The sequence below is a fragment of the Mycobacterium sp. genome (assembly GCF_049647605.1).
In the GTDB taxonomy this organism is placed as follows: domain Bacteria; phylum Actinomycetota; class Actinomycetes; order Mycobacteriales; family Mycobacteriaceae; genus Mycobacterium.
This window is the reverse complement of record NZ_JBARXZ010000074.1, coordinates 14,551-40,687: the sequence shown is the minus strand read 5'-3', so window position 1 is coordinate 40,687 and position 26,137 is coordinate 14,551. Positions and strand designations below refer to the sequence as shown.

Annotated in this window: 20 protein-coding genes; 6 read left to right on the top strand and 14 right to left on the bottom strand. The window is 66.5% G+C overall.

Annotation, left to right across the window (positions count from 1 at the left end; genetic code table 11):
* Positions 1–183: 183 nt before the first annotated feature.
* The 8 genes from WBB07_RS09340 to WBB07_RS09305 form a co-directional block, all read right to left on the bottom strand.
* The gene (locus WBB07_RS09340; protein ID WP_526306914.1) at positions 184–630 is read right to left on the bottom strand and encodes a RidA family protein; all 447 of its coding nucleotides are present in this window, start codon (positions 628–630) and stop codon (positions 184–186) included.
* A gap of 4 nt (positions 631–634) precedes the next feature.
* On the bottom strand, positions 635–2,239 hold the full coding sequence (locus WBB07_RS09335; RefSeq protein ID WP_526306912.1) for a gamma-glutamyltransferase family protein: 1,605 nt from the start codon (positions 2,237–2,239) through the stop codon (positions 635–637).
* Entirely contained in the window at positions 2,239–2,595 is a 357-nt protein-coding gene (locus WBB07_RS09330) for a Rieske (2Fe-2S) protein (RefSeq protein WP_526306910.1), read from the bottom strand. Before WBB07_RS09330 ends, WBB07_RS09335 begins: the two co-directional genes overlap by 1 nt.
* Before the next feature lie 25 nt (positions 2,596–2,620).
* Complete coding sequence (locus WBB07_RS09325; RefSeq protein WP_526306908.1) at positions 2,621–4,072, bottom strand: aldehyde dehydrogenase family protein; 1,452 nt, start codon at positions 4,070–4,072, stop codon at positions 2,621–2,623.
* Positions 4,069–5,322 (bottom strand): NAD(P)/FAD-dependent oxidoreductase, encoded by a 1,254-nt coding sequence (locus WBB07_RS09320; protein WP_526306906.1) that lies wholly within the window; start codon positions 5,320–5,322, stop codon positions 4,069–4,071. Before WBB07_RS09320 ends, WBB07_RS09325 begins: the two co-directional genes overlap by 4 nt.
* Positions 5,319–5,675: a Rieske (2Fe-2S) protein gene (locus WBB07_RS09315; protein ID WP_526306904.1), complete on the bottom strand. Its 357-nt coding sequence runs from the start codon at positions 5,673–5,675 to the stop codon at positions 5,319–5,321. Before WBB07_RS09315 ends, WBB07_RS09320 begins: the two co-directional genes overlap by 4 nt.
* A gap of 69 nt (positions 5,676–5,744) precedes the next feature.
* On the bottom strand, positions 5,745–6,464 hold the full coding sequence (locus WBB07_RS09310; RefSeq protein ID WP_526306902.1) for an iron-containing redox enzyme family protein: 720 nt from the start codon (positions 6,462–6,464) through the stop codon (positions 5,745–5,747).
* A gap of 193 nt (positions 6,465–6,657) precedes the next feature.
* Positions 6,658–7,110 (bottom strand): heme-binding protein, encoded by a 453-nt coding sequence (locus tag WBB07_RS09305; RefSeq protein ID WP_526306900.1) that lies wholly within the window; start codon positions 7,108–7,110, stop codon positions 6,658–6,660.
* A gap of 211 nt (positions 7,111–7,321) precedes the next feature.
* Here WBB07_RS09305 and WBB07_RS09300 point away from each other — a divergent pair, with 211 nt between their 5' ends.
* A complete protein-coding gene (locus WBB07_RS09300; protein ID WP_526306898.1) occupies positions 7,322–8,992 on the top strand; it encodes a PucR family transcriptional regulator in 1,671 nt (556 codons plus the stop codon).
* Between the two features lie 12 nt (positions 8,993–9,004).
* Here the strand turns inward: WBB07_RS09300 and WBB07_RS09295 are convergent, their stop codons facing one another.
* On the bottom strand, positions 9,005–10,402 hold the full coding sequence (locus WBB07_RS09295; protein ID WP_526306896.1) for an MFS transporter: 1,398 nt from the start codon (positions 10,400–10,402) through the stop codon (positions 9,005–9,007).
* 382 nt (positions 10,403–10,784) lie between these two features.
* Here WBB07_RS09295 and WBB07_RS09290 point away from each other — a divergent pair, with 382 nt between their 5' ends.
* Positions 10,785–12,365 carry a hypothetical protein gene (locus tag WBB07_RS09290; RefSeq protein WP_526306894.1) on the top strand — a complete coding sequence of 527 codons (1,581 nt, stop codon included), beginning with the start codon at positions 10,785–10,787 and terminating at the stop codon, positions 12,363–12,365.
* Between the two features lie 94 nt (positions 12,366–12,459).
* Here WBB07_RS09290 and WBB07_RS09285 read toward each other — a convergent pair whose 3' ends face one another.
* From WBB07_RS09285 to WBB07_RS09265, 5 genes are all read right to left on the bottom strand, one after another.
* Entirely contained in the window at positions 12,460–14,811 is a 2,352-nt protein-coding gene (locus tag WBB07_RS09285; RefSeq protein ID WP_526306892.1) for an arylsulfatase, read from the bottom strand.
* 142 nt (positions 14,812–14,953) lie between these two features.
* Positions 14,954–16,645, bottom strand: a complete 1,692-nt coding sequence (locus WBB07_RS09280) for an ABC transporter (protein WP_526306890.1) — start codon at positions 16,643–16,645, stop codon at positions 14,954–14,956.
* Positions 16,642–18,132 (bottom strand): glycosyltransferase, encoded by a 1,491-nt coding sequence (locus WBB07_RS09275; RefSeq protein WP_526306888.1) that lies wholly within the window; start codon positions 18,130–18,132, stop codon positions 16,642–16,644. Before WBB07_RS09275 ends, WBB07_RS09280 begins: the two co-directional genes overlap by 4 nt.
* Positions 18,129–19,673 (bottom strand): hypothetical protein, encoded by a 1,545-nt coding sequence (locus WBB07_RS09270; RefSeq protein ID WP_526306886.1) that lies wholly within the window; start codon positions 19,671–19,673, stop codon positions 18,129–18,131. The genes WBB07_RS09275 and WBB07_RS09270 overlap by 4 nt, the downstream gene beginning before the upstream one ends.
* Before the next feature lie 8 nt (positions 19,674–19,681).
* On the bottom strand, positions 19,682–21,649 hold the full coding sequence (locus WBB07_RS09265; RefSeq protein ID WP_526306884.1) for a hypothetical protein: 1,968 nt from the start codon (positions 21,647–21,649) through the stop codon (positions 19,682–19,684).
* Positions 21,650–21,888: 239 nt separating this feature from the next.
* Here WBB07_RS09265 and WBB07_RS09260 point away from each other — a divergent pair, with 239 nt between their 5' ends.
* The 4 genes from WBB07_RS09260 to WBB07_RS09245 all read left to right on the top strand — a co-directional run bounded on the left by WBB07_RS09260 (position 21,889) and on the right by WBB07_RS09245 (position 26,131).
* Positions 21,889–23,031 (top strand): glycosyltransferase family 4 protein, encoded by a 1,143-nt coding sequence (locus WBB07_RS09260; protein WP_526306882.1) that lies wholly within the window; start codon positions 21,889–21,891, stop codon positions 23,029–23,031.
* A 72-nt stretch (positions 23,032–23,103) separates the two neighbouring features.
* On the top strand, positions 23,104–24,240 hold the full coding sequence (locus WBB07_RS09255) for a glycosyltransferase family 4 protein (protein ID WP_526306880.1): 1,137 nt from the start codon (positions 23,104–23,106) through the stop codon (positions 24,238–24,240).
* Between the two features lie 5 nt (positions 24,241–24,245).
* Entirely contained in the window at positions 24,246–25,229 is a 984-nt protein-coding gene (locus tag WBB07_RS09250) for an NAD-dependent epimerase/dehydratase family protein (protein WP_526306878.1), read from the top strand.
* Positions 25,226–26,131 carry a glycosyltransferase family 2 protein gene (locus tag WBB07_RS09245; protein ID WP_526306876.1) on the top strand — a complete coding sequence of 302 codons (906 nt, stop codon included), beginning with the start codon at positions 25,226–25,228 and terminating at the stop codon, positions 26,129–26,131. The genes WBB07_RS09250 and WBB07_RS09245 overlap by 4 nt, the downstream gene beginning before the upstream one ends.
* The last annotated feature ends 6 nt before the right edge of the window (positions 26,132–26,137 follow it).

Here is a 26,137-nt window from a genome sequence, read left to right as displayed (position 1 = left end):
CCCAGATTTCGGGCAGGCAAATAACCTGACGTGCGCGGTCTTCTACTTCTTGTAGCTGCCGAAAGGCACGCAGGGCCATCCCCCAGAAAACAGGAGACAGCCGAGGTCTGCCCACGGCAACCTCTAGAGTCTAGGTGACGAGCAGCAATGCTCCAAATCCCCGCAGTTCACACAGCGTGCGGATCAAATTTTACGTACCGCGGCGGTCAGTTCGACCTCCACCGGAGCACCGGACGGCAGCGCGGCCACCCCGATGGCGCTGCGGGCAGGCAGGGCCGCGCTCCCCAGTTCGGCGACCAAAGCGGCCGAGGCACCGTCTGCGACGGCGCTCAGAGCGGTGAAGTCCGCAGCGCAGGCGACGTAGACCGTCATCCGAAGGCACCGCAGTCCAGCACCTTCGGGAAGGGCCCAGCGCACCGCCGTCAGCGCATTACCGGCGGCCAATGCGGCAGCGGCCTGCGCCTGCTCGACCGAGAGGTTCTCACCGACGACACCGGTGAGAACCAGCTCGCCGTCTCGTCGTGGTGTCATCCCGGCGGTGTACACGATGTCGCCGTGCAGCACTGCCGGGACGTACTGCCCCTGCGGCGGCGGCACCACCGGGTCGATCGACGCACGGTCAGTCGACACACCGTCAGTCGACACCGAGGGCAACCCCTTCTTGGCGGGGGTCGGCGGCACCGAACAGCACTCCCCGGTCGTCCACCGAGATGAGCTGGGCGCTGCCGCCGGCACCGTATTCGCTGTGGACCACCACGCGATGACCTGCCGCCGCCAGCTGGTCGCGGACCTCGGCCGAAACGGACGGTTCGACCCGCAGCTCGTCCGGGGCACCGAGGACGTCGGCGTCCGAACCCGGGAAGACGGTGAATCGCGGCGCCGACACCGCTTCGGCCGGGTCCAGGCCGTGGTCGAGGACATGGGAGAGCAGCTGCATGTTCCACTGCACCTGCCCGTCGCCGCCGGGGGTGTTTCCGACGTGCAACAACCGGCCCGCCTCGTCGGTGGCGATCCAGGCGTTGAGGGTGTGCAGCGGCTTGCGCCGCGGTGCCACCTCATTCGGGTGTCCGGGCAGCAGATACGCCCCTCGCCCCAGCCGGTTGTTGAGCACCACCCCGGTACCGGGCACGGTGAATTTGGCGCCGAAGGTGAACGCCAGCGAATGGATGAAGCTGACCGCACGCCCGTCACCGTCCACGGCCACCGTCGAGGTGGTGTCGCCGGCACGGACCTCGATCGGGCCGCGGTGTTCGCTCCGATGGTCGAGATCGCGCCGCTGCGCGTCGAGCCGGTCCGGTGAGAGCACGTAGTCGGCGCCGGCTGCGCCGTTGTCGCTGCCGCACAACATGAATCGGTCGGCAAATGCCAGCCGTGCGGCACGCGCCAACCGATCGATCGCCGCGGCCGACATCCAGCCGGAGAACCCCACCACACCGTCACACAGCGCCGCCTGCTGCAGCACCATCCAGCCCGGTGTGGGCAGCGGCGTCTGATGGAGCACCGCGCCCGCGTAGCGGCCGGTGATCGCGGGTTCGGGTGTGGCGGCCGCACCGGCGGCCCAGTCGTCGCCGGTGAACGGTGCTCCCCCGGCCTGCAGTGCGGCCACGGCCCGCTGCGCGAACTCACCTCTGTAGAAGGAGTCGGGGTCGCGGGCCAGCCGCCGGATGGTGGCGGCGAGTTCGGGTTGCGGTAGCAGGGTCCCGATGTGTGGCGCCGCACCGGTCGGTGCGTATCCACGCGACAGACCGGGGTCGGCGAGCACCGCGCTGAGCGCGGCGGCTACATCGCCGGCGGTGCGGGCCGAACACGGCAGACCGGTTCCGGCGATCGCCGCGGCGGGTTCCCACAGCTCCGGCAGCGACCTGGTGGCGCCCGCGCCGTGCAGCGCCCGCAACGCCGCCGGTGCGCCCGGAACCGCCACGGCAAGGGGGCCGTCCATCGGGATGGACAAAAGTCCCTGGGACACATAGAAATCCGTGGTTCCGCCGTCGGGTCCGACGCCGGACCCGTTGATCGTCCACACTCGCCCGTCGGGTTCCCGGACGACGGCAAAGGCGTCTCCACCGATGCCACACTGCCCGGGCAGCGTCAGCCACGTCATCGCCGCCATCGCAAGAGTGGCGTCCAGTGCATTGCCCCCGTCGGCCAGTACCCGGGCGCCGGCCACGCTGGCAGCCGGGTGGCTACTGCTGACCATGCCGCGCGCCGACAGTGCCGGCGGTCGCTGGGGCGCACCCATCAGGCGCCCCGGCGTGCCCGGCGGGACGGACCTGCGGGCAGCTCCCCCGGAGCCAGCCCGACAAAGATCTCTCCGTCGCGCTCCTGGCACGGAAATGTCTTGATCGGCTCGGTGGCGGGTGGGCTGATGGGCTCACCCGTCTCGAGGTCGAAGGCACTGCCGTGGCAGGAGCATCCGATTCCGTCGTCGCGGAGCTTTCCCGACGACAGCAGGCAGTCCAGGTGGGTGCAGTAGTTCGACGTGGCGTAGGCCTTGCCGTTCAACCGCGCCACCGCAAACTCGTGCTCACCTGAATAGAAGCGCCGCACGATCCCCTCGGGTACCTGCCCGGACCTGGCCACACGAACGAATTCCATTGTCGTACTCCGATTTCTACGCGGTCTAGATCGACGGGTTGAGGTAGACGGTCTTCTCGGCCAGATAGAACTCCATCATCGACGGGCCTGCCTGTTCTTTGAACGTTGCCGTCGACGATGCCTTGTAACCCCCGAAGGGGGCGTTCATCGCCATGCCGGTGGTGGGCTGGTTGATCTTGACCAGGCCGGTTCTCGACCGGCGCGCGAACAGCTGGGCGGTGGCCAGGTCACCGGTGACGATCGCCGCCGAGAGCCCGAACTCGGTAGCGTTGGCCAGGTCGATCGCGTGCTCGAGTGAGGTCGCTCGCTGGAATGCCAGCAGCGGGCCGAACACCTCCTCGGTGACGATCCGCATGCCCGGTTCGGTGTCGGTGAACACCGCCGGCCGCACGAAGAATCCGCCCGGCCGGCCGGGAATGTCGACCGTGACGCCCCCGCAGCGCAGCGTGGCGCCGTCGTCGACTCCCGCCTGGATGTAGTGCCGGAACTTCTCGACTTGTTGTGCGCTGGCCAGGGCGCCCATGTCGATTCCCGGGTGTGCACCGGGCCCGACCTGCAGCGCCTCGGCACGGTTGATGACCCGTTCGGCCAGAGCGTCACCGATCGAATCGGTGGCGATCACCCGACTGGTTCCGGTACAGGCCTGTCCGGACAATCCGAAGGCCCCTTTGACGATCAGCGCGGCGGCCGCGTCGAGATCGGCGTCGTCGGCGACGATCACCGGGTTCTTGCCGCCCATCTCCAACTGCACCCGGCGATGCGGGCCGATCTGGCTGTGGATGGAGCGCCCCACCTGGGTGGAACCGGTGAAGGTGATCGCCGCGACCCGCTCATCGGCGGCCACTGCCGCACCGGCTGTCCCGTCACCCTGGACCAGCGCAAGAGCCCCGGCGGGCAGACCACCGGCAAGCAGCGCCTCCACCAGTCGCTGCCCCATCAGGGGGGTGAGCTCCGACGGTTTGAACAACACCGGGTTGCCCACCGCCAGGGCGGGTCCCAGCTTGCGCGACGGGATGTTCAGCGGGAAGTTCCACGGGGTGATCGCCCCGACGATCCCGACGGGTTCGCGCAGGGTGTACACCAGCGTTTCCCCGGCGGCCGGCAGCGTCGCTCCGCTCGAGCGGGTCGCCTCGGCGGCGTAGAACCGAAGGTTCGACGGGGTGCGACTGACCTCCATCGTGGCCTCGGCGACGGTCTTGCCTTCTTCGCGCACCAGTTCGGCGATCAGGGTGGCGCTGCGGGCTTCCAGGTGGGCGGCCGCTGATTCGAGGATCGCCGCGCGCCGCTCGGGTGCGGTGGCGGCCCACTCCGGTGCCGCCTTCTCCAGACCGTCGACCGCGCCCCGCACATCAGCGGCGCCCGAGGCGGGGAAAACACCGATGACGTCGTCCGGTTCGGCGGGGTTTCGCCGGGTGAAGGTGGCTCCGGAGCGGGCGGGCACCCAGCTGCCACCGATGAAATTGAGGCCTTCGATCACATCGTCACCTGTACTTGCTCGTCGGTGTGGTCGGTGTCGGCGTACACCAGGTCCCACAGGTCGGTGTCCTCATCGAGGAGGGTGGGGATGTCGACCCGGCGGCCGAGCAGTTCGCGCGCCGCCGCGATGTCCTCGCCACGGTCGATGGTGAAGGCGCCGCAGACCGCCGAATCCTGCAGATAGAACCCGGTGAACTCGAAGCCGTCGAGGTCACCCCGGATCACCGGTGTCCCGGTTGCGGCCCCGACGAATTGGAGGTTGCGGTTGTGCTGGTCGGACCAGAACCACGGCGGGTCGTCGGAGGCGGCTACACGGCCGAGCATCGTGTTGGCCACGGCGGCCCCTTGGCGGCTGGCGTTGTCGAGGTGTTCGAGCCTCAGGTGTCTGCCGGCGCGCGGTGAGAAACGGCGCGCGACGTCCCCGGCGGCATAGATGTTCGGGACGGCGGTGCGGCCCAGCGCATCCACCACGATGCCGTCATCGATGAGCAATCCGGAGGCCGCCGCGGCGGCGGTGTTGGGGCTGATGCCGATGCCGATCACCACCGCGTCGGCCTCCACCGGGCGTGCCGCACCGGTCAGTTCGATGACAACCCCATCGTTGGTGGTGCGGATCCCCGCCAGGTCCACACCGACGCGCAGATCGACCCCGGCGCTGCGGTGCAGCCGGCAGATCGTTTCGCCCATCGCGGGCCCGATGGCGCGGGCCAGCGGTACCGGCGCCGTCTCGAGCACGGTGACCTCGACACCCGCCGCCGCGGCGGTGGCAGCGATCTCGAGACCGATGAAGCCGGCGCCGACGATCGCCAGGCGCTGCCCCGAAGTCAGTGTCGGCGCCAGGCGTCGTGCGTCGTCGAGGGTGCGCAGATAGTGCACGAGTTCGGGTCGCGGCCCGGACACCTGCAGAGTTCGGGGGCTGCCGCCGGTGGCGAACAGCACGGCGTCGGCGCGGATACCGGGTCCGTCGGCCAATTCGACGGTCCCCGACGCCGTGTCGACACGAACCACGGTGGCACCGGTGATGACGTCGACGTTGTTGTCGGTGACCCAGGCCGGCGGCAGGATCCAGAGCGACTCCTCGGTATCGGCGCCGGCGAGGAACTCCTTGGACAGCGGTGGCCGTTGGTACGGCGGGTGTGGCTCGTCCCCGAGCAGCACGATGCGGCCGTCGAAGCCACGCCTTCGCAGGTTTCGGGCCGCCACCGCCGCGGCCTGTCCGGCGCCGATGGTGACGAAGGTGTCGCGACTCATGCTCTCGCCTCTTCTCCGCTGGCCGCTGGGATATGTTTGCGTGGAACGGAATTGACGTAGATGGTGCCGTTGTCGTCAACCCGTACCGGGTAGGTGGGCTGGCAGCGGTCCTGGTCGGCCTCGTAACCGGTTTCCAGTTCGAACTGCCACTGGTGCCCCGGGCAGATGACCTTGCCGTGCAGCAGCGTGCCCTTGAACAGTGATCGATCCTGATGCACACAGAGATCGGCGAAGGCGTACACGCAGCCCTCGGACTGAAACAGGGCGATCGCGACGCCCTCGACTTCGACTCGCAGTTTGCGACGCCGGCCCAACTCCTTGGTGGTGGCCACCGCGGTCCACTCGATGCTCATCTGCTTCCCCATCTCCGTGCGATGTCGGCACGCTCACCACCCCCCAGGTGGTGAGCGTGCCGACATCTCTCAAACCGCTGCGGACTCCAGCTCGGCAGCGACATAGGTGTCGTAGAGCCCCTTGGTATAGGAGAACCGCATCTCGGCGCCCCAACGCACCATCTGCAGGCAGCGTTGCTGCAGTTGTGGGGTGTCGGCGTGATCCAGAACGATCTGATAGCCCCGCTCGCCGTGCACGACATCGGAGGTGATGTGCAGGTCGAAGAACTCGATCTCGTCCTCGGTGAATTTGTAGACCTCGCGCAGTGGCACGATCTGCTTGATGTAGATGCTGGGCACCTGCGATTCCAGGCCGACCACCAGGGCCGCCGTCGCCACCACGAAGTGCTCCCGTTGCGAGACGGCGTAGCACCAGGACTGCAGACCGCGGGTGATCGCGTTCATGTTGTTGGGGTCCTCGATGCGTTCCTTGGTGGTGCCGCAGGCTTCACCGAACTTGATCAGCAGATCGGTGTGCCGGATGTCTGCCAGCTCTTCCTCGTACATGTTCTGCAAGGTGAAATCCTTTGCACCGGTGTACTCGTCGGGAGTGTTGGCATAGATGTTGGCCAAGTAGTCGGCAAACGGTCCGACGTAGTGGTAGTGATTCTCGGCCCAACGGGCGAAGTGGTGGCGTTCCAGGAGCCCCTCGGCCCACGCCTTGGAGAACGACGCATTCTTGGCTTCTCGGCCCTTGATGGCGTTCTCCAGTTCGGCGCGGAACTCGTCTCGTCCCAGTAGAGCTGTCATGAGTTTCGATCCTTTCGATTGAGATGGGGGTGCTTGTTTCCGGGCCGGCGGTCAGCCCCCGGCACCGGCACCGAGTGGTGCATCAGTGCGAATTCCCCACTGCACCAGCGACGTTAGCCATCACGGCAACTGCGTGACCATGTACAACATCACCGGCTTCGGCCGCGGTGAGCAGGCATGGTGCACAGCGCGCTCAGCGCCTGCCGACCGCCGCGGTCAGTGCTTCGAATTCGGCAAGGACGGCGGCACCGACGGCTTTGTCCTGGGCACCGTTTCCACCGCTGATTCCCACGCCGCCCACGATCTGGCCGTTGAACACCAGCGGGAAGCCGCCGACAAAGATCGCAAATTTCCCCGGCAGCATGTGGCTGATGCCAAACGCCTCGTTGCCGGGCAGCGCGGGTCCGTCAGGAGCTTCGTTGAACAGATGGGTGGCACGCTCGTGCCCGGCGGCGGTGAACGCCTTGGCGATGGCGATGTCGACGCCGGTCAGCCGTGCCCCCGGAAGTCGGTGCAGGGCAAGGACATTGCCACCGTCGTCGCATACACACAAGGTCTGCTTGACGCCGATCTCCTCGGCTTTGGCGCGTCCGGCGGCCAACAGCGGCAAGGCGTCGTCGAGGGTTATCCGATAGATCTGATGCATGTCGGGCTGACTCCTGTGATCGGGAACGATTGCCTGGTGTGATGTCTACCGCCGCAGCCGAGCGAAAGCCCGGGTCACAATGTCCCCAAACCGAGCGGCATCAGGGTCAATCTGCACATAGTGTGGTGGCCGGCGTCAGTGCGATCGTTGCGGCGCAGGGGTCATCTGCACGGGGCCGGCCGAGCATGTGCACTGGACAGAGGTGAGACCAATGGCAACCGAGCACCACAACGATCGGATGACAGTCGCCGGACTACTCGACGAATCCCTGATGTCGGGAGCCCGGGTGATCGCCGGCTTCGACGGCCTGCACGGTGAACTCCACTGGGTTCTGCCGCTTTCCGAGGTGCTGTCCCGCCACGATCCACTCGAGGGCGTCGCGGTGTACACGCGACCGGAAGCGTTGCTGGGCAACGGCGCCACCCTGGCGGCACTCGCCGCGCGCGGGGCCACCACCCTGCTGGTCGACGGGGCCGTTCCCGCCGACTTTCCCCACCTCGGCGTGCCGTCGCACCTGGTGGTGGTCGAGATGGCCTTCCCCGTCGGCTTCGCCGCGCTCAACCGACTGCTCGCCGAGCGGGCGCTGAGTCAGGAAGTGCACGTCATGCGGTACGCGACCCATGTGCACGCGTCGCTGGCGGGACTGTTCCACCGCGGCGCCGGCCTGGAGATGCTGGTGCGGGAGGTGTCCAACCTGGCCCGCAACCCGGCGATGGCACTTGATGCCCGCGGCAATGTGGTGGCCCACAACGGGCTGGCGCCGGAGTCTGTCACGGCACTCACCGAATCGACGGTGCCGCTGCTGACCACCGACCTGCCGACCGCTGCGCGGCTGTCGGCACATCACGACACCCGGGTCGAACACGTCGACACCCCGAACGGTCATGTCTGGACGGTGGTCTCCACGGCGATCCGGCTCGGCAAGGCCTTCGAGGGCTGGGTGATCGTCGTGGTGCCATCAGCGGAGCCCGGAGCGCACGACCTGGCCAGGCATATCGTTGTCACCCAACAGGCGACGGCCATCATCGGTTCTGAGATGTTGCGCCAGCACAGCGTCGACGAAGCCGAGGAACGGGCCCGCGGTGATTTTGTGCAGGCGCTGGTACACGGCCATTTCTCCAGCGAGCACGACATGCGGGCCCGCGCCGACTATCACGAGATCGACATCGACTCGCAGTTCGGTGTGTTCGTCGCGCCCGGGGCGGTGCCGCGCGGGGTCGACAATCCGACCGCAAGCATGGTCCGCCTGGCCCGGTATGCGGCCAATGTGGCGCCGGATCCGCAGGTGCGGTCCTATGTCACCGTGCTCGGCGACGTGGTGGTGGTCGTGCGCTCCTTGCGAGGTACCGAGGATGCGGCGATGCGCCAGGAGATGACGCACTACGCCGAGGCGATGGCCGCCGAACTCGAGAGCCGTCGTGGCACCGCGGTCGCAGTGGCGTACGGCCGGGCGGCGCGTGGTGCCCAGGAGGTGTCGGGCAGTTACCGCGAAGCCCGGATCGCATTGGGCATCGCGCGCCGGCTTGCCATCACCGCGGCGGTCTCCTACCAGGATCTGCGCAGTTTCACCGTGCTCGCCGACGTCGCCGACACCGAACAGAGCCGGGCGCTGGTCACAGACATCCTGGGGCCACTGCGAGCCGCGCCCGACCTGCTGGACTTCCTGACCGGATATCTGGCCCACGGCGGCAATGTCAACGCCACCGCCCGCGCGCTCAACGTCCACCGCAACACCATGCTGGCCAAGCTCGACCGGGTGTCGCGGGCCATCGGGCTCGACATCCGGCTCCCCGACAACCAGTTCACGGTGTGGCTGGCCATCCGCCTCGACATGCTCATCGAAGTGCATTCCGCAGTCGACCGCGAGGCCAGCTTTCGCTGAACCGTCATCTCGCTACTGCACCGGAACCGGGTCGGGTCCCACAAAGGATCCGAGTAGCCCCAGAGCGGCAACTCCCGCGACCACCAGGAACGCCACCGGGAATCCGGCCATGGTGAGCGCGATCGCCACCCACGCCGCGCCGAATGCCGACCCGCTGAACCGGATCAGGTTGTAGAGGCCCAGCCCGGCGCCTTGGGCACCGGCCGGGGATCGGGTGGCGCCGGTGGCGGCCGGGGTCTGGACCAGCGCGATACCGATACCGACAAACACCAGGATCGCCACCAGGCCCGCCAGTCCGCGCTCGCGCTCGGCAATGCCGCCGTGGACCGCCGCCGCCAGTCCCAGCTGCCCCAGGATCAGCAGCGCCAGCCCGGTGCGTAACACTCGGCGGGGGCCGATCCGGTCGAGGTAACGACCGACCAGTGGCCCGAGCACGACCATCGAGGCCGGGATCGCCAACAGCACCACACCGGCCACCGATCCGGACCGGCCGGTACCGACCAGGTACAGCGGGACGGCCAGCAGCGTCGCCCCCAGGGTGAACATCAGGGCAAATGCGCCCAGGGTGCTCCGCGCGAACCGCGCCTCGGCCACCAGGCGCACATCGACAAACGGCTTGTCCGCCCGTGCGCAGTGCCAGACAAAGAACACCAGGACCACAACGGCCGCCGCGACGGTGGCCAGCACCGCGGTCGAGGCGCCGAGCTGCGGGATCAGCGCCACGCCGAGGATCAACAGACCCGAGCCCACCGTCAAGCTCGCGGCGCCGACAGCATCGAAGTGCATGCGGGTACCCGGGTAGCGCGGGATGTGACGCAGGGTGCCGACAAGACCGGCCAGCGCAACCGGTACCAGCGGGATGAACACCCAGCGCCATCCCCAGGCATCCGCCACGAACCCGCCCATGGTGGGCCCGATGGCCTGCCCGATCCCGTTCACCGAGGCCCACATCCCGACCGCTTTTCCGCGGCGCTGCCCGGAGAACAGCCAGGTCAACAGCCCCATGACTGCGGGCCCGAGCGCCGACGCCGCTATTCCGCCCAGGCATCGCCACATGATCAGCAGCTCCAGCGTGGGTGCTGTGGCCGCGCCGATCGCGCACACCGCGGTACCTACCATCGAGGCGCAGTACACCCGTCGGCGACCGAACCGGTCCCCGATCCAGCCGACGACCGGCATGGTGGCGGTGAAGGTGAGCAGGAATCCGACAACGATGAACACCCCGCTTTCCAGCGGGGCGTCGAAATCGGCCAGGATGGCCGGCATCGGCACGTTCACGACGTTGTTGCTGACGGTGCCGACGAGGGTCCCGGAAAGCAGCGCAGCCAGGGCCAGCGGGGTGCCGTCGCGGGCCGGATCGGGTCCCGGCCCTGCCGGCTCGGCTGGAGGGCGGTTGTCTGTGTCTGTCATCGCGGCTGGTGTCACGACCGTTCGGTAGTGCTGTCGTGCGGCATGCGGATGCCTGCCGCCCTAGTCACTGTCTCATTCGCCGCATCCAGCGGTGCCTGTCCGTCTGGGTCAACGTGCACAGCCGGCCGCCGCATCCTCGGCCACCATGCCCACCGCTACCGGCATTCCGGCCCCGGTGACGCACGCGGCGAGCGGACATCGATCGGGACATGTTTACTTCTGCGAAACGCCGGGACACGCAGATGACAACCGAGGAGCATATTGCACAGAGGGACCAGCACACCGGTGTGCACTCTGTGCGTTGACCCGCGACCACAACGCGCCGAGCATTCCCCCATCAAACTGTTACAGCCCGTGAGCAGTTGTGAGCGAAAGATCGTCGATGGACACACATCTGAACGCTGCCCACTGGGTATATCTCGCCGGCATCGTCGTCATCCTCATCACGATGGCGTTGCGCAAGAACATCGTCGTACCCGCCGTGATCGCGACTTTGCTGACAGCTTGGGTGTTTTCGGGCAGTATCGTCACCGGACTGGCGTCGATCTTCAATGCCAGCCTGGTGGCGGCCAACGAGCTGTTCAACATCTTCCTGATCATCGCGCTGGTCACCGCGATGCTCGGCGCACTGCGCGAAATGGGCGCCGACCGATTGATGGTGACCCCGTTCCGGCGAGTGATGCGCGCCGGCACAAGCAGTTTCGTGGTTCTGGCCGTCGTCACCTACGTGATCTCGCTGTTCTTCTGGCCCACTCCGGCAGTGCCCCTGGTCGGGGCGGTGCTGATTCCGGTGGCCATCCGGGCCGGGCTGAGCCCACTGTCGGTGGGTATGGTCATCGCGATCGCCGGCCAGGGCATGGCACTGTCATCGGACTACATCATCAAGGTCGCCCCCGGCATCTCCGCGACGTCGGCGGGCGTCGATGCCGACAGTGTGGCGGACAAGGCGTTGGTGCTGTCGTTGATCGTCGGTTTCACCGCACTGATCATCACGTACCTCACGCAGCGGCGGACCTGGCACAAGCCGTCCCCGGCGTTGCTCGAGGCGTGGGAGAACCAGGCCGACAAATTTGGGGTCTCCGGCACCGACAAGCCCAGCCTCCGAGGATCGGACTCCGGACCACACGCCGCGACCGAGCCGGTCGAGGGCGGAACTCAAGTCGGAGGTGGCGGCGCGGGTGCCGCACCGACCGTCGCGCCGACGGCGACCATCGTGCGGGACCAGTCCTCGATCGACGAAGTGCATCCGCAGAAAACGTTGTCCGCCAAGTGCTTCGCCGTTCTGGTTCCCGCCGCATACCTGACGTTCATCGTGTACCTGCTGTTGGGCAAGTTCACCGACCTGGTGCCGCCGCTGCGGGGTGGCGACGCCGCGGGCATCGTGGGTGGGATCGCGGCCATGCTGTTGTTCGCCGCCTGCCTGACCAATGACAAGCGCACCTTCCTGGAGAGCTCGTCGACGCACATCATCGACGGCCTGGTATTCGCGTTCAAGGCCATGGGCATCGTGTTGCCGATCGCCGGTTTCTTCTTCATCGGCAACGGCGACTTCTCCGGCCGGATTCTCGGCATGTCCGAAGAGGCAACCGGACCGGCGCTGCTCTTCGATCTGATCAACGCCGGCCTCTCGCACGTTGCACCGAACGCCTTCATCGTGGCATTCACCGTGTTGCTAGTCGGTCTCGTCGCCGGGCTCGAGGGATCGGGCTTCAGCGGCCTGCCGCTGACCGGCTCGTTGTCCGGGGCGCTGGGGCACGCCGCAAACATCGACCCGGCCACCTTGGCCGCGGTCGGTCAGATGGGCAACATCTGGTCCGGCGGCGGAACGCTGGTCGCGTGGTCGTCACTGGTGGCCGTGGCCGGATTCGCCAGAGTCCCGGTGCTCACGCTGGCCCGCAAATGTTTCCTGCCGGTGATGGCGGGGCTGGTGCTGTCCACGTTGTTTGCCGTCATCGTCTTCTGACGGTGCCGGGTCGGGCACCCGGGCTGCTGCGCCGGCAACCGACGGGTACGGTGGCGGCGGCCAACACCGCCGCCACCACCTGCCGGGTACCCGATCAGTCCTTGGCGAACGCCACTGCGATGTCCCGCTCGAGATCGATGTACGGCGATCCCGAGATGTCGACCACAACCTTGGCGATACTGCCGCCGGTGAACGCAAAGGGCGCCTTGAAGGCACTCGAGACCGGCTGACCGGGGTTGCGCCCCACCGCGATCCCGCCACCGGCGAGCCCGAACATCCCCGGGTGCGCCCGCACGTCGGGCCGGGTCGCCACCACCGTGTCGTCGACGTACAGCGACACCAGACCGAGCGGGGTGTGACTGCCCTCCACCGTTCCGGTCCGGTCATACCGGACTCCGAAGACATGGTGCCCCAACGGAACCGCATCCGGGGAAGACACCCGCTGCTCGTCCTCCCCCATGAAGTTGTAGACGTAGTGCAGCCGACCGTCCTGGATGAACATCACGTGCCCACCGTGTCCGGCTCCGTGTTTGACGAGCACCCCTTCGGCGCCGGTCGAATCCACCGTGACCTCGGCCAGCATCGAGAACGGCTGGCCGCGCAGTTCGACGGCGGCGCCAACTCCCACCTCAGCGGTGCCCGGGTAGTACTCGAAGTGGGTACGTCCGACCGACAGGGTGGGCCGCCACCGGGTGATGGCCTCCAGCATGTTGAAGTCGGCGATGGGAAATCCGTTGTACTTGTCGGCCTCGGCGAGCCAGAGCGCTTTGAGTTCCTCGAGCTTCTCGGGGTGCTCGGCTGCCAGATCCCGGTTCTGGCTGCGGTCGGCCTCGATGTGGAACAGCTCCCAGCGGTCCTGCTCGAAATGACCCCAGCCGGACGGGGTTGCCGCGTGCACGGTGCCGGCGAACCAGCCCTTGTGCCAGATGCCGCGGGTGCCCAGCATCGAGTAGAACTGGGTTTCCTTACCAGTGGGCAAATCCGGATTCTTCAGTGCCGCAGCAAAACTCACGCCGTCAAGCGGCTTCTGCGCCACGCCGTCGACAAGCGCGGGCGGTGTCAACCCCAAGAGGTCGTAGATCGTCGGTGTGATGTCGGCGACGTTGACGTAGGTATCCCGCACCTCGCCGTGGGCGTCGATCCCGTTGGGCCAGGAGATGATCGCCGGATCGGCGATACCACCTTCATGGGAGGCATAGCGCTTGAACAGCTTGTAGGGGCTGTTGAACGCCATCGCCCACCCGGTCGGGTAGTGATTGAAGGTGTCCGGCCCGCCGAGGTGGTCGTAGAAGCGCAGGTTGTCCTCGACGGTGTCGATGTAACCGTTGAAGAACTTCACTTCGTTGACCGATCCGTTGGGCCCACCCTCGCCGCTGGCGCCGTTGTCGGAGATCACCACGATGATGGTGTTGTCGAGCTGGCCCGATTCCTCGAGATAGTCCAGGACCCGGCCGATCTGCGCATCGGTGTAGGACATGAATCCGGCAAACACCTCGGCCATCCGGGCGAACAGCCGCTTCTCGTCGTCATCGAGGGAATCCCAGGGACGCACGGTGTCCTGCAGAGGCCACGGCTCCCCATTCGGACCGGTGACGTCGGCGTACGGGTTCATCGGCGAGAGTTCGGTGTCGGCCGGAACGATGCCGAGGCGCTTCTGGTTCTCCAGGACGATTTCGCGATAGGCCTCGTAGCCCATGTCGAAGCGGCCGGCGTACTTGTCGGCCCACTCCTTGAACACATGGTGCGGGGCATGTCCGGCGCCCGGGCAGACGTAGGAGAACCACGGCTTGTCGGGCGCAATCACCTTGGCGTCGCGGATGAATTCGATGGTCTTGTCAGCGAGGTCCTTGGACAGGTGGTAGCCGTCCTCCGGTGTACCCGGCGCTGCCACGGGGTGGTTGTCGTACACCAGCTCCGGGTACCACTGGTCGGTTTCGCCGCCCAGGAATCCGTAGAACCGCTCGAACCCCCGTGCCAACGGCCAATGACGCTTGGTGGAGGCAAGGTTCGACTCTTCCAGTGGGGTCAGATGCCACTTTCCGACGCAGTAGGTGTTCCAGCCCTGTTCCGAGAGGACCTCCGAGAGCAGTGCGGTCTCTCGCGGGATCCGGCCGTTGCTGTTGGGGAAACCGTCGGTGAACTCTTCGATGGTCGCCATGCCCACGGTGGTGGGGTTGCGCCCGGTCAGCAGCGACGCCCGGGTCGGCGAACACAGGGCGGTGGTGTGGAACTGCGAGAGCCGCACGCCGCGTTCGGCCAGCCGGTTCATCGCGGGCATCTCCACCAGACCACCGAAGCAGTCCCAGGTGGCGATTCCGGTGTCATCCCACACCAGGTACAGCACGTTGGGTGCACCTTCGGGCGCGCTGGGCGCTGCATAGGGACCCCAATCTGGTTCGGAATCCCGGATGTCGACATCGATCTTGCCGTTGAACCCCGTGGCCATGAGGTACCTCGTCCCGTTTCGCGCCCGCGCCGTGGCGGACGATCGGATCAGCAGATTACACCGGCCGCCTGACGCGAGGCTGAGATTCCGAACGCCGAGAAGGTAAGACCCGCTAACGTGTTCGGTCACAGCCCGTCCCCGACTAACTCGTCGGCACCGCCTCGTTGACGCGATACAGCCGCCAGTTCGGTTGCCCGTCACCATCGTTGGGGATCTCCAGCTCCAGCGTCGCCACGTCGGCCCCGGTCTCGTACAACGTGGGATAACGCAGATTCAAGGCATCCGAGGAGCCTCGCCCGGTGGGCGGTACCGCCAGCATGTATTTGACATCGCTGCCCACCGGATCGTTGAGCCGGGTGGTGAAATCCGGATCGGAGGGAATCACGTACATCCTGGGCCGATCGGCGGCGGCCAGGACCGCAAAACCGTAGACGGTGTCGGTGATCACCGAGCCGTCGGGCAGATTCAACTCATCGAGGTATTTCGCGATCGTGCGCTCGGTGGCGAAGGTGTTCGCGATGCGGTGCTCACGCGCCTTCTGCTCGGTCAGGCTGTCGGGCTGCGGCGCCAGGATCGCGCCGAGGGCGTATTCCTGCGGCGCGTACTTCGGTTTGCCCATCCCCCACGCCGTGACGGGCAGCGACACCGCGAACACCAGTGCCACCGCCACGTACACGTACCGCGAGTGCGGCCCACGGAACGAGGCGGCCGGATCGACCAGTACCGGTGGGGAGTTACGGCCGGGCCGCTTGGTCGGCAACAGGACACCGTCGGGAACGGCGAGCAGGGCCAAGCTGGCGGCAAACGGGATCGCGATGATGTAGAAGCGCAGGAAACCGAATGTCGAGCCGGAGGCATAGGCGTAGCTCTGGAAAGCCAGTGCGGCGCCGTAGATCGACAGTGGCACCAGCATCGTCGGCCAATACGGTCTGCCCCAGCGCCGCGCCACCGTCCACACCGCCAACGGCAACAGCGTGGGCGCCAGCAACAGGATGCACACCGCGGCGAACGACAACCCTTCGAGGAAGTCCGGGGTGGCCTGACCGGACTGCTCCAAGATCGCCGAATTGCCGTACTGCGAGGTGAACTGCGCAAAAGCCTCGCCGGTGATGAGCCAGCTCACCACCGCCCAGCCCAGGAACGCCACAAACCCGGGCAGGCTCACCATCAACACGTCCAGCAGCGCCCGCCGGACCCGCGGCCTGGTCTTGACCCGCAGAAAGGTGGTGGCCCCCACCAGGATTCCGGCGGCAAACGCACAGGCCACCGCGTCGTAGCGGGTCAGGTAGGCCAACCCCATGGCAATGGCGCCCGCAACCACCAGATGGTGCACGTCGTCGTTGATCATCCACATGATCAGCCGGCGCACCGCCCACGACATGAAGAAGATGAACGGCGCCTCGCTCATCCCGTTGGAGCCGTAGAAGACGATCATCGGATTCAGGGCGAACAACACGGTGATGGTCACCGAATAGCCCCGGGGCAAGCCACGGTCGGTGCCCATTCCCAAGATCTGCACCACCGCCGCAGCCATGAAGAACGCCGACATCAGGCTGCCCGCGAACGCGCGTTCGGCGATGTCCGGCCACAGCGGGCTCAGCGCGATCGCCGGGATCTGCACCAGGGCGGTCAGTGGCGTGAAGATGAAACCGATTGCGGCCAGGTGCGGATCACGGCTGAACAACACCGACTGCGCAGCCGTCACCCGCGATAGTGCATCGCCGAGGATGAAGCCGTTCTGGACCTGCAGCCAGTAACCGACGATCAGGTAGACGGCGAAGGCCCCGGCAAAAAACACCGATGCGAGCCGGCGGTTTGTCCAGCGGGCGATCATCCGTTGGCTGCCGCAGTGTCATCGGCAGCGGGCGGTTTCTCGGACAGCCCGTGGAAGGTCTTCTCCCAGTAGGAGGGCTGCCGGATCATCTGATAGACACCCTTGGTCGCGGCGATGCTCATCATCAGCCAGAACACCGGCACGGTGAGTGCAGCCAACAGCAGATCGGAGCGGTCGTCCTCCCGGAGTGCGATCAGGTTCATGTACAGCGTCGCCGCATTTCCCAGCGCCAGCGCCACCAACGCCGGGAAGTAGATGTACATCGGGAACACCTCTTCGACCAGTTGCGGCTGGCCCAAGAACCACAGCATGGTGATCAACCAGAAGAGCAGGTTCAGCACCGCAATGATGGGGGTCCCGGCGAGCACCAGGTTGAACCGGACAAAATTGCGCAGGCCGATCGTGCGGTACAACCGGACCGGCCGCCGGATCTGCACCAGCCAGCTCTGCAGGTAGCCCTTGTACCAGCGGGATCGCTGTCGGATCCAATTGATCCCGTCGCTGTTGGCCTCTTCGAGGGTGGTGGAGTCGATCACCGCGGTGTGAAATCCCGAGGAGGCGATCCGCATGCCGAGGTCGGCGTCCTCGGTGACGTTGAACGGATCCCAGCCGCCGATCGGGTCGAGTACGTCACGGCGCAGGTGGTTCGAGGTGCCGCCCAACGGAATCGGCGATCCGGTGCGCATGAACCCCGGCAGCAGGTACCCGAACCACAATCCGTACTCCGCGGTGAACCAGCCGGTGAGGATGTTCTGGCTGCCGTTGTGGTAAGCCAGCTTGGCCTGAACGCAGGCCACCGTCTCTGGCAGGCTGCGGAAGGCGGTCACCACCCGGCGCAACTGCAACGGCTCGGGCAGATCCTCGGCATCGAAGATGGTGATGATCTCACCGGTGGCGAAGTGCAAGCCGTAGTTACACGCCTTGGGTTTGGTGCGCGGATCCGCCGGCGGCACCAGACAGATGGTGATCGAATCGGATTCGGCACAGGCCCTGGCCGCCTCGATGGTCACGTCATCGTCGGCTTCGAGCAGCAACAGCACCTGCAGTTTCTCCGCCGGATACTCCAGGGCCGCCATCGCCCCGATGAGGTCACCGACCACCTCTGGCTCGTTGTAGGCGGGAACCAGGATCGTGTAGGGCGGCAGATCCTCGTCGGGAATCTCGCGGGCCTCTTCGTCGGTGATGCGAATAGCGCTGGCCGCCAGGCCCTGCCGGAAGATCAACACCCGGTCGATCAGGGTCAACAGATATCCCGCGGTACACAGGCCGACGAGCACCACCGCGGTGCGCAGCGGCTGCCAGAGGACACAGCCGACCACGATGACCAGCAGTGCCCACAACACGGTCTTCTGCCAGCCCAGTACGGGTTTGGCAGCCGAGGCCACCGGGTCCTCATCGCGCAGCCGGTTGATCGCCCGGTGCAGCGCATACTCCCGGTCGGATTGGTTGTCCATGTCCAGGACGCGGTGTCCGGGTGCGGGGCTCATCCGGCTTCCCCCGACGGCGTGAACTGGGCGGCCACCAGCTGGCGGCCGAACTCGGTGAGCAGCTCCTGATCCTTGAATGTCGGTGTGCGCTCATCGAGTACGGCGTTGCCCCGGAACAGCAGGGTGAACAGGGTGCGGACGGTCGACATGGTGGTTCCGGCGGGCTGTGGGAAGGGCGCGTCCGGCTCGTGGTTGTCGACGGCAAAGATCGTGATGCGTTGCGCCAGCCGCTGGTCGCCCCACTCGAATCGCAAGGCGTTCCACGTGATCAGCAAGTTGTCGTCGACCACCGAGAGGATCTGCCCGGTGACCCCGTACCCGAGATCCACGGAATGCCGCGGGCTCATCCGGGCCCCGGTCATGTCATACACCGCCCGCGACGGAAACACGGTGAAGGAGGTCGGCCGTTGGCTCACGACGCTGTCCACCATCACTGTCCGTGGTCGTGACAGCTTGTCGAACCGTGGATCTCCGACCTCAGCCGTCATCTGCTGCCGAACCATCACCGCGTCGTTTCCGTACAGCCGGCTCACTTCGCGAAAGTTTCGGCGTGCCACCGTGTCCCATCCCCGGGGCGCCACAACCGGCTGCCCGAACGACAGCGGGCCCGGGGCGGCACGCTCGACCACCGAGGTGTCCGCCTGCTCTGGCAGGGGAATGAACGTCAAGATCATCGCCACCCCGACGACCAGGGGCACCGCCGACCAGACCTGCTTGGCAGCCAGCGGTTCGACCTCGCGATGCAGATGCCGGGCCCCGTTCTTACGGGCCCAGAAGGCCATCACCCCGATCACGACACAGAGGGAGAACACCGACGGAAGCCCTTGGTAGAGAAGCATCGGCGCGTCGCGGAAGAGAGTGCCCAAGGCAAAGAGAACCCCGGCTCCCACCACCCAGGCCGCACAGAATCCGAGGGCGGCAGCTCTGAAGCTGCGGCCCACCGCGATTGCGGCGCCGAACGAGGAGATCAGCAGCGCCGCCGCACCGGCGGCTCCCCGGCCACCGCCGAGGACCACAACAATCAGGTAGTACGGCAGCGAGAACACCATGAACAGCAGCGCCCACACCCAGGCGAAGCGCGCCACCGGGCGCAGCCCGAACAGCACCACACAGGAACTCAGGACAAACAACCACATCGCCAGCAGGTCCAGCCGCAGCAGATGGAAGTACATCGCGAAGCGGGGCGTCAGCACAGCCTGTATCAGCAGCGCCAGCACAAACCCCATGATCCCGACGATCAGGTCGGTCTGGCGGTCATGAATGGGTAACTCGTTGCGTTCGCGCAGCGCCACCACCCCGGCCACCAGTAGCCCGACGATCCACACCGTCCAGACATAGCCGCCGATGCCCCGAGAGATCGTGGTGTGCACCAGGCTGACAAAACTGGGATAGAACGCCACCCCGGTCGAAGCGAGGATCAGCAACCAGCGCAGCGCTACCCGATAGCTCGGGTGCAATGCGTAGTACCAGGTACCGAATCGTGTCAAGAGCTTCTGCTGCGCCGGCGGCGTGGGTGCCGCCTCAGCGGTGCTGACCGTCATGGCCTACGTCAGGTTCTTCTGCGGCGGGCAATCAGCAGCGCGCCCAACAACGCGACGGCCGCCACAGATGTCACGGCCACTCCTGCCCACAGTGTGGTGAGTCGGGGTCCCGCCGAGCCCGTCTCGGCGGGCCGCGACTCCTGGGCCCCGGTGCTCACCACCACCGGAGTCCGATCCGGCGCCGCGATCAGTGCGTCACCGCGCAGCCGCGCCCAGCGCTCGGGGTCGGTGTCGAGCCAGTTCAAGAGTTGGTCGAGCTGCGCGGGTGCGCTGTTGGAGGTGGCGACCAGGACGGAGCGGTTGTTGGTGTAGACCACCTGCAGCGAGCCGAAGGACACCGAGGGGTCCAGCGTCAGGGTGCCGGTTTCACCGCCCCCGTCGACGTCACCATCGCCGTTGACATTCTCGACGGTGATCACCCCGTCGGTGTTGCCGGCCACCGGCAGCGTGACGTCCTCGTGTGTCCAGCTGGCTGCCTCCACCACCACGGCCGGGTTCTGTGAGGCGAGGGCCTCCTCGACCGACACCACGGCGGTGTCGATCGGCAGCGCGCTCAGCCGCTGCAATCCGGCCAGGATGGCGACCGCACGCCGGGTGTCGTCGAAGTCGTCGCTGATGCCGACCTCCACTCGTGGCATCAGCGCCTGCGGCAGCGACTGGAAACCGGCAGGCACGGGTGGGTTGGCGCGGGTACTCTGCACTGGGCTGTCGCCATCGATGGTCAGGGTGATGGGCTGGAATTCGCCGCACTGGCCGGTGTTTCCGGTGATGTTCAGGGCGACACCGAGGTTGGTGTACCGCTGCAGCAGACGGTCGGGCACCGTTACCCACCGGTCGATGACACCGGTGCTGTCAACCTGCCAGCGATCGATGGTCTGACCGCCGACGTTGGCGACGAGTTGGCCACCGACTGTGGACGGCAGTGGGGTGTAGGACCCCAGCAGGTGCACCCGCATGTTGTGGGCCGCCCGGCCCAACCGGGTCTGGTCCAGCGCGATGTTGACCTGTGGGGCCAGTGCCACTGCGGTCACACCCTGCTGCCCCAGGTCGCGCAGCGCCGTCACATCTGGCGGCAACAGCGGGCGCGGCCGCAGCGGGCCCACCACCGCGCTCGAGCTCAGCGCCAGCCGGCCGAGGTCGCTGGCCAGTAGCCGCGCCTGGTTGCCGAGCTCTTCGGCAGGTCCGGTGATCAGCAACGTGGGAACACCCGGACCGTCGGTTAGCCGGACGCCGGTGTCATTGCCCTCGCGGATCACCACTCGACGCTGGAAGGGAAGCGACGGCCCGGCCGGAACTTCCTGGCCGTCGGCCATGGCGGTGAGTGTGACCAAGGTGTTCTGTTGGCCGTATCGCGCGACGATTGCGGTCGACAACCGCAGTGCCGCATCCGATTCCGCGCGAGTCGGCTCATCGGGCAGGAAGAGGTCGAGTTGCTGCAACACGGGAGGCAAAAAGTCAGCAACGGTTCGCGGCGCAATTTCCACGCCTTCGTAGCGAATGTTCGCATTGACCAGTCGCAGCGGATTGGACGGATCCAGACAATAGCCTTCGATCGGCACCAGATAACTGCGCAACGTCACCGTCACCGCATTGTCGGCGACCATCACCCCGGTCAGGGGAATCGACAGCGGAACCCGGTCGTCGACCGACAGCGGAACCCGGGCCAGCGCCCGATCCTCCTGCATCACCGTCAGCGTGCCTCTGGCCATGTTCACCGGAACCTCCACCACAACATCCAAAGATGCTGGTGTCAGCCCCTGCGGGACCGGCAGCGTGAGGGAGGTGATGCCTTGCGCACCGTAGAACGGGATGGTCGAGTCAGAGCCCAGAGCATCCAGACTCAAGATCGGCGAATCGGCGGTCAGGCCGCCCTCACCGGGCTCGGCTGTCGCATGGGGCGCGCAGAATCCGACAACAACCGTGGTTCCGATTACCGCTGAAATTGCGCGAAGAACTCTTCGGCCGTCCCAATTCACGGCGAAATCGTATGCAGGAATTCAACGCCCCACAAACACTATGTGCAAAAACTCACCGATCCCCTCCTCGCGGTTGCCGGCAACGACTGTCGTTGACAGGTGTGAAAACACCGCAGCCTCGGAATGCTCCGCGCCGGGCGCGCAGTCTCGGGACCGGCAACGGTACCCTCCGTGGCGACAACTCCGACGGCCAAAGGGAAAATCGATGCCGACTCCACGACGGAAGCCGGGCTCGGTGAATGGGTAACGGCAGCACCCGTTCCGTCGATCTCCTCTTCGACGTCCGGCACATCGACCAAAGCGGCGTCGGAACCTACATCCGGGCTCAGATCCCCGCCCTCGAAGAGGTACTCGGGCAGCACGGTCGCCGGCTGGCTCTGCTGGCGGACCGCGACCACGTCCCCCCGGTATGCGACGACACCCACGTGGTCTTCTCCGATCCGCCGGCCGCTCCGATGTATTCTCTGCAGGAGCAACGAGCCTGGGATCATGCGGTACGGGCCGTGCGACCGAAGGCCATGTGGGTCCCGCACTACCCGTACCCGTTCAGCCTCCTACGGCCACGGAACCGCCACATCGTCGGCTTCAGCACCGTCCACGACGACAACCACCTGCTGCCCGAACCCATCAGCGGCATCAGCCGGCCGCGCCGGATGTACGCGCGAGCGATGCTGGAAATCGACGCCCGCAGGTGCAGCACCATCTTCACGCCGTCCCGAGCCGCGGCCGACGCCCTGGGGCGGATCGCACCCTCGGCAACATTTGTCGTGACACCGATTCCGGTCGGCAGGCAATGGCTCGAACCGGCCGACTCCCGGCGCCCGCCGGCCCAGGACAAGTACCTGCTCTACCTGGGCAACGTGAAGCGGCACAAGAATCTCCTGACCCTGCTGAATGCGTATGCACAAGTGCAGCAAGAAATTCCACACCGGCTGCTGATCGCAGGTAGCGGGGCCTCGGTGCGCACCCTCGACGACCGGGTCAAGAACCAGGCCACCGCATTGGGAGACCGCGTTCAGATGATCGGCCGGCTTGATTTCGACGAGCTGCATTCGCTTGTCGCCGGCGCAGACCTGCTGGTGATGCCGTCGTTCAATGAAGGTGCCGGACTTCCCCCGCTGGAGGCGATGGCCTCAGGCACCGCCGTGCTCTGCTCGGACATCCCGTCGCTGCGCGAGACGTGCGGCGACGGCGCCGCCTACTTCGATCCCCACGATGATCGCGAACTGGCACAGCTGCTGCGCCACTACTGCGACGACGACACCGCCCGAGCGCAATTGTGTTCCCGGGGCTGGACACACGTCACCCAGAGACAGTCCCGGATCCCGGTGTCCGCCGCGGCCGACGCCATCACCGCAGAACTCGACCGCCGGGGTCTCTGACCGCCGCGCGTGCGCTACACTCGCTGCGCCGCAGCAAATTGACACCCGATCGGCACAGGACAGGGGCAGCGTGTGGTCGAGTCCCCTGTGACCGGTGGCCCGGGCTCACCGATGCGGTTCGCTTTCTTGACCGAGCTCTACCACCCCAATGTCGGCGGCCAAGAGGTGTTCTTCCAGGAACTCGCCGAGGCGATGGTGCGGCGCGGCCACTCGGTCGACGTCTACTGCATCGGCCACGACACCAACCTCGCCACCGACGAGACGATCAACGGTGTGCGGGTCCGGCGGCACCCGCTCAGCAATCGCTATCTGACACCGCTGGTGCCGGCTCTTCGGCGCAACTGGGGAGCCGTCACGAGGTACAGCGCCTGGGTACGCCGACAGGTGGTGCCTGCGCAGTACGACTTCCACCTGATGAATCAGTGGCCGCTGCTACATGTCCCGGTGCTGCCGGCGGCCACCCGGGCCCGGGCGGGCATTCACTGGTGCGAAATTCGTGACGACCCGATTCTCGGTCAGGCCCAGAAGCGGTTACCACCGCTGGCCGGATCCAATTTTGCCGTCAGCAATGCCGTGGCCACCGCGATCACCGAGCAGTCGGGGCAACCGTGTTCGGTGCTGCCCAGTGGCATCGAACTCGCCCGCTACCGGACGGCCGAACGCAGTGAACGTGCCGGGGTTCTGTATGTCGGGCGGCTGGCACCGCACAAGAACCTGCCGCTGCTCATCGACGCTTTCGAGCTGGCCGCCGCGCGAGGATTGGCCGGCGACTTGGTGATAGCCGGTGACGGCCCGGCACGAACCGACGTCCAGGACCACGCGAGACGGTCGTCCCTCACTTCGCGGATCCAGGTCCTGGGCTCGGTCAGCGAGGCCCAGAAGATCGATCTGCTCTCCCGGGCCGCGGTCCTCGGGATGCCCAGCCAGCGCGAGGGCTTTCCCCGGGTGATCGCCGAAGCCATGGCCAGTGGACTTCCGGTGGTGACAGCCGAGTTCACCGAGAACGGTGCCAAAGATGTTGTGGTGCAGTATGGCGCGGGAATCGTTTGCGGCACGGGGCCCACGGATTTTGCCGAGGCGTTGCTCGCCGCAGACCAGCAATGGGAGGTGTTCTCCCAAGCCGGGCTTGTCGGCGCGAAGTCCTTGGATTGGTCGGGAATCGCCCGGGCGCTCGAATTGCGCGCGCACGAAGTCGACAACAAGCTGTAGAAGACATGCCCAAAAACGCGGAGGAGACGCTCGTGCGAGTGATGGTCACAGGTGGTGCGGGCTTTGTCGGGAAGGAGCTCGTTCGCGCGCTCAGCACCAAAGCCGATGTGCTGGTGGCCGATCTGTTGCGGTACGGCGCCCCCTCCTGGCTGACCCAGGATGCGGTCGGATTCCGATTCCACCGGCTCGACATCCGCGACGCCGCGGCCACCCGGTCACTCATCGAGTATTTCCAGCCGGATGTGATCGTCCATCTGGCTGCCATTCACTACATCCCCGAATGTGATGCGGATCCGGCCGACGCGGTGGCGACCAACGTCACGGGGACGGTCAACCTGCTGGCCGCGTGTCCACCCGGGGTCCGGTTCGTTTTTGCCAGCAGCGGCGCCGTGTACCAGCCCGATGAAGCTCCCCATCGCGAGTTCGAGTCCGTGCTCAAACCTGCTGATATCTACGGCATCACGAAGCTGCAAGGCGAACAGTACGTTCGAGCGTTCACCGAAAACCGGGATCTCACCGCATGCATCGTGCGGCTCTTCAACGTGATCGGCCCCGGAGAGACCAATCCGCACCTGCTGCCGGCGATCATCACTCAGCTACGCCAGGGCCGGGAGTCGATCAATCTCGGAAACACCTGGCCCAAGCGCGATTACATCGATGTGCAGGATGCGGCCGGCGGGTTCGCCGCTGCCGCTCTCGGCAGCAACTCCGACGGTGCCGCCTGTGAGGTGGTCAACCTCGGCAGCGGGCAGCAGTACTCGGTGGACGAGATCCTGACGCAGATGCGGACGACACTGAACCTGGAGTTCACCGTGCAGCAAGATCCCACGCGGATGCGCGCCGTCGACCGTCCCTACCTCGGTGCCGACATCTCACGTATTGCCGAAGTCTTCGGCTGGCACCCGCAGCACGATCTGGGCGATACGTTGACACGCACCTGGGCGGACCCTGATCTGTCGGCCGGCCTGCGTGAGCGCTCCCTGGTGTGACCGCAACGCCGCACGTCGAGAACCCCACGCCTGTTTTCGGGGTGGCCCTGACCACGGTCGGACGCTGGGATGAATTGGGGCTGCTGCTCGACGATCTCGCCTGCCAGTCACAACGCCCGCACGCCGTGGTCATCGCGCACCACGGCCACGACGGTGACCCACCGGCACTCGAGGCGCTGTGCGCGCGATTCGCCGGTGTCCTGACGATCCGGACCGTCGTCAGCACACGGGGGGTGTCCAACGGCCGCAACACCGCCGCCCAGTCGCTCGACGATGTGGACTGGCTCTGGTTTCCGAATGACACCAGCCGCGTCGACCCCGACTTCTTCGAGCGGGTGGCACCCCATTGCCTACCGCGCACCACGGTGATCGCCCTGCAGCTGGCCGACCGCGAGGGTCCACGAAATCCACTGGCCGAACGTGGTTCCCCGCTGACGCGACGCAATGTCTGGGGAGTCATCGAACCGGCCGCCGTGTTCCGGCGGGAACCGTTCATCAGGGCCGGCGGTTTCGACACCAACCGGGGTTCGGGAGCCGCCAGCCCATGGCAGGCCGGTGAGGGTACCGACCTGCTGCTGCGGCTGTCCGAATTGGACAACTTCTCGATCGAATGGGTCAGCGACATCACGGTGCACGCGCAGACCGAATTTGCGCATCTGCCGTCCGCCGAGCGCCGGCGCAAGCTGCGGTCCTACGGCCGCGGTGCCGGCAATGTGCTCCGCACCTGGCGTTACCCACTCTGGTACAAACTGGCGCACCTGCTGGCGGCGGCCTTGCAGCCGCTGCGCAATCCGGAGAAGTTCACGCCGCGTGACGGATTGGCGCTGTTGATCGGACGAACCGAAGGCCTGCTGGGCAGACCGTTCTCCAAAGGTACGGACCATCAGGCGATCGTGCGCTGACGCCCC

Excerpts from the sequence above, each read along its gene's own strand:
- WBB07_RS09330 (WP_526306910.1), bottom strand. The coding sequence starts at position 2,595 with ATGGAATTCGTTCGTGTGGCCAGGTCCGGGCAGGTACCCGAGGGGATC.
- WBB07_RS09280 (WP_526306890.1), bottom strand. The coding sequence starts at position 16,645 with ATGATCGCCCGCTGGACAAACCGCCGGCTCGCATCGGTGTTTTTTGCC.
- WBB07_RS09305 (WP_526306900.1), bottom strand. The coding sequence starts at position 7,110 with ATGCATCAGATCTATCGGATAACCCTCGACGACGCCTTGCCGCTGTTG.
- WBB07_RS09335 (WP_526306912.1), bottom strand. The coding sequence starts at position 2,239 with ATGGGTGCGCCCCAGCGACCGCCGGCACTGTCGGCGCGCGGCATGGTC.
- WBB07_RS09290 (WP_526306894.1), top strand. The coding sequence starts at position 10,785 with ATGGACACACATCTGAACGCTGCCCACTGGGTATATCTCGCCGGCATC.
- WBB07_RS09270 (WP_526306886.1), bottom strand. The coding sequence starts at position 19,673 with ATGACGGTCAGCACCGCTGAGGCGGCACCCACGCCGCCGGCGCAGCAG.
- WBB07_RS09315 (WP_526306904.1), bottom strand. The coding sequence starts at position 5,675 with ATGAGCATCGAGTGGACCGCGGTGGCCACCACCAAGGAGTTGGGCCGG.
- WBB07_RS09250 (WP_526306878.1), top strand. The coding sequence starts at position 24,246 with ATGCCCAAAAACGCGGAGGAGACGCTCGTGCGAGTGATGGTCACAGGT.
- WBB07_RS09295 (WP_526306896.1), bottom strand. The coding sequence starts at position 10,402 with ATGACAGACACAGACAACCGCCCTCCAGCCGAGCCGGCAGGGCCGGGA.
- WBB07_RS09320 (WP_526306906.1), bottom strand. The coding sequence starts at position 5,322 with ATGAGTCGCGACACCTTCGTCACCATCGGCGCCGGACAGGCCGCGGCG.
- WBB07_RS09260 (WP_526306882.1), top strand. The coding sequence starts at position 21,889 with ATGGGTAACGGCAGCACCCGTTCCGTCGATCTCCTCTTCGACGTCCGG.
- WBB07_RS09310 (WP_526306902.1), bottom strand. The coding sequence starts at position 6,464 with ATGACAGCTCTACTGGGACGAGACGAGTTCCGCGCCGAACTGGAGAAC.
- WBB07_RS09285 (WP_526306892.1), bottom strand. The coding sequence starts at position 14,811 with ATGGCCACGGGGTTCAACGGCAAGATCGATGTCGACATCCGGGATTCC.
- WBB07_RS09275 (WP_526306888.1), bottom strand. The coding sequence starts at position 18,132 with ATGAGCCCCGCACCCGGACACCGCGTCCTGGACATGGACAACCAATCC.
- WBB07_RS09300 (WP_526306898.1), top strand. The coding sequence starts at position 7,322 with ATGGCAACCGAGCACCACAACGATCGGATGACAGTCGCCGGACTACTC.